Source organism: Thermanaerothrix sp. (assembly GCF_056331585.1).
This window is the reverse complement of sequence record NZ_JBWGPQ010000061.1, coordinates 1-7,891: the sequence shown is the minus strand read 5'-3', so window position 1 is coordinate 7,891 and position 7,891 is coordinate 1. Positions and strand designations below refer to the sequence as shown.

5 protein-coding genes are annotated in these 7,891 nt (G+C 54.9%); 2 read left to right on the top strand and 3 right to left on the bottom strand.

Going from position 1 to position 7,891, the window contains the following annotated elements; genetic code table 11:
• The 3 genes from AC01YT_RS13250 to AC01YT_RS13240 form a co-directional block, all read right to left on the bottom strand.
• Positions 1 to 1,008 (bottom strand): glycosyltransferase family 4 protein (locus AC01YT_RS13250; protein ID WP_476676168.1); only part of this gene is annotated, 1,008 nt, incomplete at its 3' end.
• Complete coding sequence (wecB, locus tag AC01YT_RS13245) at positions 989 to 2,158, bottom strand: non-hydrolyzing UDP-N-acetylglucosamine 2-epimerase (RefSeq protein WP_476676166.1); 1,170 nt, start codon at positions 2,156 to 2,158, stop codon at positions 989 to 991. The genes wecB and AC01YT_RS13250, both read right to left, overlap by 20 nt.
• Positions 2,151 to 3,434, bottom strand: a complete 1,284-nt coding sequence (locus AC01YT_RS13240) for a nucleotide sugar dehydrogenase (RefSeq protein ID WP_476676164.1) — start codon at positions 3,432 to 3,434, stop codon at positions 2,151 to 2,153. The genes wecB and AC01YT_RS13240 overlap by 8 nt, the downstream gene beginning before the upstream one ends.
• A 137-nt stretch (positions 3,435 to 3,571) precedes the next feature.
• Between AC01YT_RS13240 and AC01YT_RS13235 the strand changes: the two genes are divergently transcribed.
• Positions 3,572 to 5,305 carry a hypothetical protein gene (locus AC01YT_RS13235; RefSeq protein ID WP_476676162.1) on the top strand — a complete coding sequence of 578 codons (1,734 nt, stop codon included), beginning with the start codon at positions 3,572 to 3,574 and terminating at the stop codon, positions 5,303 to 5,305.
• A 6-nt stretch (positions 5,306 to 5,311) separates the two neighbouring features.
• Positions 5,312 to 7,891 (top strand): DNA polymerase I (polA, locus tag AC01YT_RS13230; RefSeq protein ID WP_476676160.1); only part of this gene is annotated, 2,580 nt, incomplete at its 3' end.

Genomic DNA, 7,891 nt, shown 5'->3' with positions numbered 1-7,891 from the left:
GGTGGTCATCATCTCCAACCCAAAGGCGGCCTCTGCCCGCTGGCGTGCCCCTCTTGAGAACGCCGCCCAATAGGCTAAGATTTCCCGACTGGCCGTTACCAAGGGCTCAACTCGAGGGGGCTGCAAACGCCAAGGATCAGCACCGTACGGTACAACGCGTCCTGCCGAAGGGACGATGATCTCAGCCAGCGCCCCGGTATCGAATCCCACCACCGGCAAACCGCATGCCAGTGCCTCGATCACCGCATTCGGGCAAGCGGGATGTAACTCGGCAGAAAAGAGCAAATGGGCCGAACGATCAAGGTAAGCAATCCGTTGAGCCGAGACAACCCCCGTCCATGTGAGGCTCACGTCCTGCGCCATAGAGGTAACCTGTGCCCGCTCCGCCTCGGGCACGTCGCCGGCAATCCACAACTCCACCGGGCGTGTTTCCTGCGCTTGCAAGGCGCGCACAAAGTGAACTGCGTTTTCCAAGCCCAGCGCACTGCCTCCGCGCAAGTGGCCTTCTACTACCATTACCCGCCAACGGTCGGCGGGGCGTTCATGCATACCATAAGGTGCAAACGTAGCCAAATCCACACCGTTATAAATGACGCGCTGCCAGCGCTCCCCACCCCCATAAACCCGTTGCCACCAGGCGCGGGCAAACTGGCTTTGATAGATTACACCATCGGCGAAAAAGTGACGGATAAACGCCAGGTTGAGGTTTGCATACTCAGCGCGCAGGGCATGGCGCAACCCCATGAACCGCCGCCGATGTAACCAATTCATACCATCCAAGCGCTGAAGAATGCGGATGCCGCGGTGCCGCGCCCGCCATAACACATCCAAGTGACGCGTGCCGCCAATCAAAAGGATAACCTGACAATCCGGATCCTCAGGATTATGGTGAACCTCGACCCCCCGCGCCCGCAAGCCGGCCATCAAGCGGCGCTGAAACGAGGTCGGACCGCCCAGACTCTCCAATTTCGGCCAAAGGCATACGTTCTTAATGGTCTTTGCTATCATCGGTCATGCTTAATCCAGGTTCTCGGAAAGCCAACAGGGCACGAACAATCCGTTCCGCCGCATGCCCATCACCAAACGGGTTGGCCGCGTGCGCCATTGCGGTATAGGCCCGTTCATCCTCTAAAAGGCGCGCCGTCTCACGCACGATGACCTCTGTATCTGTGCCCACCAGTTTCAGGATCCCTGCTTCCACCCCCTCAGGGCGTTCGGTGACGGCGCGTAACACCAGTGTTGGGATGCCCAGACTACTGGCCTCTTCTTGGATGCCTCCCGAATCAGTAAGCACTAGCGTCGCCTGACGCATAAGATGCACCATCGGCAAGTAGTCTAGTGGCGGGATTAGTGTGATATTGGGTACCCCTGCTAAACGCTCATACACCGGACCTTGCACATTGGGGTTGAGATGAACCGGATAAATAAGGTGAACCGAGTCGGCATAAGACTCGGCAACCTGGCGCAGAGCCTTACAGATGTTTTCAAGCGGACGGCCAAAGCTCTCGCGCCGATGGGCGGTTACCAGGATAAGCCGTTTTCCCCCGGCACCGATCCCCAAGCGATCCAACAGGGTGCGAACTTCAACCGGCATAGGTTGGCGCATAATCTGGTTCAACGCATCAATGACCGGATTGCCGGTCACCACAATACGCCAATCCGGCACACCCTCGGCTAGAAGGTTGCGCCGGCTGTGCTCGGTAGGGGCGAAATGGAGATCCGCCACTACACCGGCGATACGGCGATTGATTTCTTCGGGGAAGGGCTGCCATTTATCGCCAGTGCGCAAACCGGCTTCAACATGTCCCACGCGAATCCGGCGGTAATAACACAACAGCGCCGTTGTCATCACCGTTGTGGTATCGCCTTGGATCAATACCCAATCCGGGCGTAACGAATCCAATACCGGATCCAAGTGGGTCAGGATATCCGCCGTCAATTGGGCCAGAGTCTGATTAGGGCGCATCAGGTTCAAGTCAATATCCGGCTGAATGTTGAATACCGCCAACACCTGATCCAGCATTTGACGATGCTGGGCCGTAACCACAACCCGCGATTCAATATCAGGGTGCGCCGCCAGGGCTTGAACAACCGGCGCCATCTTGACCGCCTCAGGTCGGGTGCCAAAAATAGAAACCACACGCAGTTGCTTAGACATCCCCACGCCCAACCCCCAAACGCCACACCTGAAAGCCGGCCTTTTGCCACCGAGTCTGATCCCAGCCGTTCACCGCATCAAACACCAGACGCGCTGACGTCTGTGTCCGCACTTCCTCCGGGTTCAACTCACGCAGACGAGTATGACCTACCAACAAGAGCAGGATTTCGGCATCCTGTAGGGCATCAGCGAGCGCGGTCACCGTGGGGACAGCGGGAATTTGGGCTTCGGGCTTGAAAGGCTCAAAGGCCCGCACTTGGGCCCCGGCCTGCACCAGGCGCAGTGCAACTTCGATGGCAGGGCTCTCACGCAAGTCGTCCACATCTGGCTTGTAGGCCAGCCCCAATACCGCCACCCGGCGTCCTTCAAGACGCCCCAAGGTACGTTCCATCCACTCAATGACAAAATCGGGTTGTGAGTCGTTGACTTCCCGCGCGGCGCGAATCAGGCGCGTGAGATCGGGGGCAACCTCAACCAAAAACCAGGGATCAACGCTGATACAATGCCCGCCCACCCCTGGCCCAGGGCGCAGGATGTTAACCCGAGGGTGACGATTAGCCAGAGCAATGGCCTCCCATACATCAATTCCCAACCGATCTGCCAGCCGGGCAAATTCATTCGCTAAGGCGATATTGACATCGCGGAAGGTGTTTTCCATCAACTTGACCATTTCCGCGGTTGTACAATCGGTTAACACGATGTCACCGCGCACAAAGGTAGCATAGAGATCGCGCGCCGCTTCCGCCGAAGCCCGATCTATCCCGCCGACCACGCGCGCGTTTTCAATCAGTTCCCTTAAAATTTGCCCTGGTAAGACTCGTTCGGGTGAATAAACGAGATGAAAATCACGCCCGGCGTTTAGCCCTGAACGTTCCAGAATGGGCGCCACTACTTGGCGAGTGGTCAAGGGAGGTGAGGTGGACTCCAGGATCACCAAATTCCCGCGTTGTAAGTAGGGCACAATAGCCTCACTGGCCGCACGCACAAAACGTAAATCGGCGCGCTTATCCTCTAGAAACGGCGTTTGAACGGCAATGATGAAGGCATCCGCTGGTTCCGGGTTATCCTGCACCACCAGATTGCCCGAACGCAAAGCCGCCTGCACCAATGTGCGCAATCCCGGCTCATAGAGATGAAGTTTGCCATTCTGTAACCCCTGGACAATCTGAGGGTTAACATCTACCCCAACAACCTGAAGCCCATGGGTTGCTAGGGTGCTGGCCGTGGGCAGGCCGATGTATCCTAAACCCAACACACATACTTTTTTGAACTTCACGCCATTTTCCTCATCACAAAAGTTGCCGAGCCAGCCTTGAATTATCCCATAACCCCCAGGGGTTGCCAAGATAAGTAAAGAAGTTTTTAGCAGGACGGTGCTTGCCCAGCCTTTTCAGCCGTGATAGACTTAAACATATGCCCGCGGATGCAAAGAAAGTTCTTGTTTTTAGCCCCCAACTCGAATTTTCCGAGTATCTTCGCCTCAGCCTAGAGGAAACCGGTCTTTATCAGGTGGCCCTTTGTGATTCTGCCTCAGAACTCGCCGCTCTTATTGCTCAACCCGTCTTCGATATCCTCATCGTGGATTTTCCAGGCGGCGACACCAGCCTAGGGGAAACGCTGGAACAGTTTAACCGGAACTTTCCTGATGTCCCTCTCCTGCTCTTTCCTCCTGAGAACAACCCCCATCACCTAGAAATCAATGCCATTTCTGCCTGGGCTTACCTCTCTAAACCCTTCTACCTACCCGACCTGTTATTGGTCATGGAAACCCTTTCTAGAGGCGAGAAAATTCTTTCCATCTCTCCTCAGATGCCTAAGGTATTAGAAACACTTCAACAACAATTGCAGTCCTTTGTGGATCAGGCAGATGCCCTCGCTGCCTGGATACTCAGTGCTGGACGTCCACTTACCGAAGCAACACATCTCGAAAGCGCTCTAAGTCAAGATGTGCTAGCATGGGTAGAACAACGGTGGCAGCGTTTGTTGAACAACGGCGAATGGTTGCACTATATGAAGTCCACAAGTCCAGGGGGTGCGGTTCTGCTTTATGCTACCCCCATAACTTCCCAAACGTTGCTACTAGTGGCTTATCCCACGACACTGCCCTTAGTACAAGCCCGTGCCAAAGGATGTTCATTCGCCACCACCCTCAAAGCCTCCCCCTGGTTGACGTCTGAACTGGTGTTAGCCGAAGTCCAGACTCCTTCCCCGGAGATTCTGCCTTTTGAGGACATGACCTCGCCCCATGATCTTCATGCTTTGGATGACGACGCACTGGTCAACATCCTGGATGAGGAAGCATGGTCTACTTCCGAAGCGGAGGAAGAGGAATCCCCGCCTCCGGATTTAAGCCTGCTTGAACAATGGCTACGTGAAGCCCCTCCCCCTAATCCCTCTCACGCCGCGCCAGAAGAATGGACGAATATTCAGCCCGATTGGCTGCCCGAAACAACCGTTGTTCCTGAAACCTCTCTTTCCACCACCGCTTCTTTCAACATCGACTCTAAAGCCGAAGCAAACTTGGAGTTCGAGGCGGGTGAAGTGGAATTTGAAACCACCAAAGAAGACCACACAGGTAACTTCGAACCCCCTGCGGATTTCCTTGAAGCCTTGGCAGCAGTAACCGAATCCCAGTCCTCCGCTCCACCCGATACTATTCCGCCTCCCATAGGTAATGAAACCGAAACCTCGCCCTTAGCGTTCACGGTTGAAGATACCCAACCTCTTTCATTGCCCTCCTCTGTTCCATCTCTTGAGGCAAAGGATCTCCTATTGACTTACACGGCGGTACTTGTTACCTCATCCCCAAACGCCCTCCAAAATCCGCGCGCAACGACCGAATTAACCCGCTGGATGCCGCGCTGGTGCCAACGCCTAGGCTGGGCACTCAAACGGTTGGTCATAACTCCCAACTACCTACTTTGGACGGTTACGGTTCCTTCGTCAATACCACCTCGCCATATGGTTGAGGTTGTTCGCCACCATAGCGCCTGGCGGCTTTTCCACCGCGTTGGTGAACCCATGGCCGAACAAGGACCTGAGTCGTTCTGGGCGCCAACGCATCTGGCGCTAGCCGGAGAATCGCCGCCTTCAAATGGCGAAATTGATGCCCTTATCTCTCTCAATCGCTCTAACCGCAAGGGATAAAGTCCTATGCCCCCCACATTATATTTGATTGATGGTCATGCTTTGGCCTACCGCACCTACTTTGCCATCCTAAAAGGCGGTCAGCACCTGATGACCACCAAAGGCGAAATTACCACCGGCATTTACGGTTTTTGCAGTGTTTTGTTGCGCCTGCTGGATCAGGAACAACCTGAATTTCTGGCTGTAGCTTTTGATACCGGCCGGACTTTTCGCAATGATCTATTTGCTGATTACAAGGCTACCCGTGCCAAAATGCCGGACGAACTGCGTCCCCAGATTGACCGCTTGCACGAAATGGTCGAGGCATTTGGTTTGCCCATCCTGGAGAAAGAAGGCTATGAGGCAGATGACGTCCTCGGAAGCGTAACCCAGCAAGCGGTTGCCAGCGGCCTGGGGGTCAAGATCATTACCGGCGACCGTGACCTGCTTCAACTGGTCAATGACCGGGTGATCGTCAACCTGGCCGGTAACAAACTCTCTGAAGCCAAGGATTATGGCCCTCAAGATGTCGTCGCTTTGCTGGGCATTTACCCCTGGCAAATTGTGGACTACAAAGCCCTGGTGGGAGATACCTCAGATAATATCCCCGGTGTACACGGCATCGGTGAGAAAACAGCCGTTGAATTACTAAAACAATTTCCCACGTTGGACGATATCTATGCGAATCTCGATAAACTGCCCCCCCGCATTCGGACGCTCTTGGAGAAAGGACACGAAGCGGCTTACCTCAGTCGCGATCTGGCACGTATCCGCACGGATGTCCCCGTCACCCTGGATTTAGAGCGTGCCCGTACCCGCAATTTAAACTTTGCCGCCGTGGAGCAGTTCTTCCAAGAATTAGAATTCCGCAGCCTTATCCCGAGGCTCAAAGCCTTGCAACAGAAAACGCCGCCGGCCAGTACACAACTCTCGCTCTTTGGCCTGCCCCTTACCCAGATCGGCACCCCCGCTGCACCTGAAACGCGTTATCACATCGTAGATTCCCCAACCGCTCTCGATGCCCTTTGCGAACGCCTAGAACAAGCCACAGACATCGCCTTTGACACCGAGACCACACATTTAGACCCCCTGCGTGCCGAGTTGGTGGGGGTTTCATTGGCCGTAGAGCCTGGTGAAGGCTACTATATTCCTCTTGGTCACGTTGATGGTGAACCTCAATTGCCTTGGGAACTCGTGCGTGAACGCCTTCGCCCCTATCTTGAACATCCACACAAAACCAAAGTAGGGCACAACATGAAATACGATGTACTAGTGCTGGCCGAGCATGGCCTGTGGGTCTCCCCGCTCAGTTTCGATACCATGATTGCCGCGTGGCTGCTCAATCCCGAAGGATATAACTTCAACCTTAAAGGGTTGGCCGAAGCCTATCTGGGAATTCAAATGACCCACATCGAAGAATTGATCGGCAAAGGTAAGAAGCAACGTTCTATGGCTGAAGTCCCCGTGGATATGGTTGCCCCCTACGCCGCCGCCGATGCCGAAATATGCCTGCGCTTAAAACCATTGCTCGAATCACGCCTGAAAGAGGTCAATGCCTTGCGCCTGTTTGAAGATATCGAAATGCCATTGGTACCGATATTAGCGCGTATGGAACAGGCTGGCATTGCGCTGGATGTGCCCTTCCTGCGCCAGATGTCGCGGGAATTGCAACAGCGAATGGCTGAAATTGAAAGTCAGATTTTTGATATTGTTGGTTATCCCTTCAATCTTAATTCCACCCAGCAACTTTCACGGGCACTCTTTGAAACCCTCCGCTTGGAGCCACCGGACCGGCGCAAACGCACCAGTAGCGGGCACTACTCTACCTCGGCCGAAGTGCTTGAAGAGATGCGCTCGACCCACCCGATCATTGAAATGATCCTAGAGTACCGCGAGCTAGCCAAACTCAAATCCACCTACGTAGATGCGCTGCCCGAGCAGGTCAACCCCAAGACCGGTCGTGTGCACACGTCTTTCAACCAAACTGGCTCAGTTACCGGACGCCTGGCTTCGTCGGATCCCAATCTGCAGAACATCCCAGCGCGCACCGAAACCGGGCGGATGGTGCGGCGGGCTTTTATTGCCGCGCCCGGCAAGGTGCTCATTTCGGTGGATTATTCCCAAATTGAACTGCGCATCGTTGCCCACATCTCCGGCGATGAAGCCATGATCAACGCCTTTCTGGCTGGACAGGATATTCATGCCGCCACTGCTGCCGCCATTTACGGCGTCCCCTTAGACCAGGTGACCAAAGAACAACGTCGTCATGCTAAAGCAATCAACTTTGGCTTGATTTACGGTATGAGCCCCTATGGGCTGACCCGCACCACCGACCTCACCCTGGCCGAAGCCGAAAATTTTGTCCAGGCCTACTTCCGACAATTTCCCCGCGTCAAGGACTATATTGAGAACACGCGGGCGCTGGCGGCCCGTCAGGGTTATGTTGAAACGCTCTTAGGGCGTCGGCGCTACTTTCCCAATCTTAAAAATCCCCCTAACCCTGCCGTCCGTCAGCGTGAAGAACGCGAAGCCATTAATGCCCCAATCCAGGGCACAGCCGCCGATATCATGAAAATTGCCATGGTGCGCCTGCCATCGGCCTTGGAA

Coding starts and splice junctions, on each gene's coding strand:
- wecB (WP_476676166.1), bottom strand. CDS start 2,158: ATGTCTAAGCAACTGCGTGTGGTTTCTATTTTTGGCACCCGACCTGAG.
- AC01YT_RS13235 (WP_476676162.1), top strand. CDS start 3,572: ATGCCCGCGGATGCAAAGAAAGTTCTTGTTTTTAGCCCCCAACTCGAA.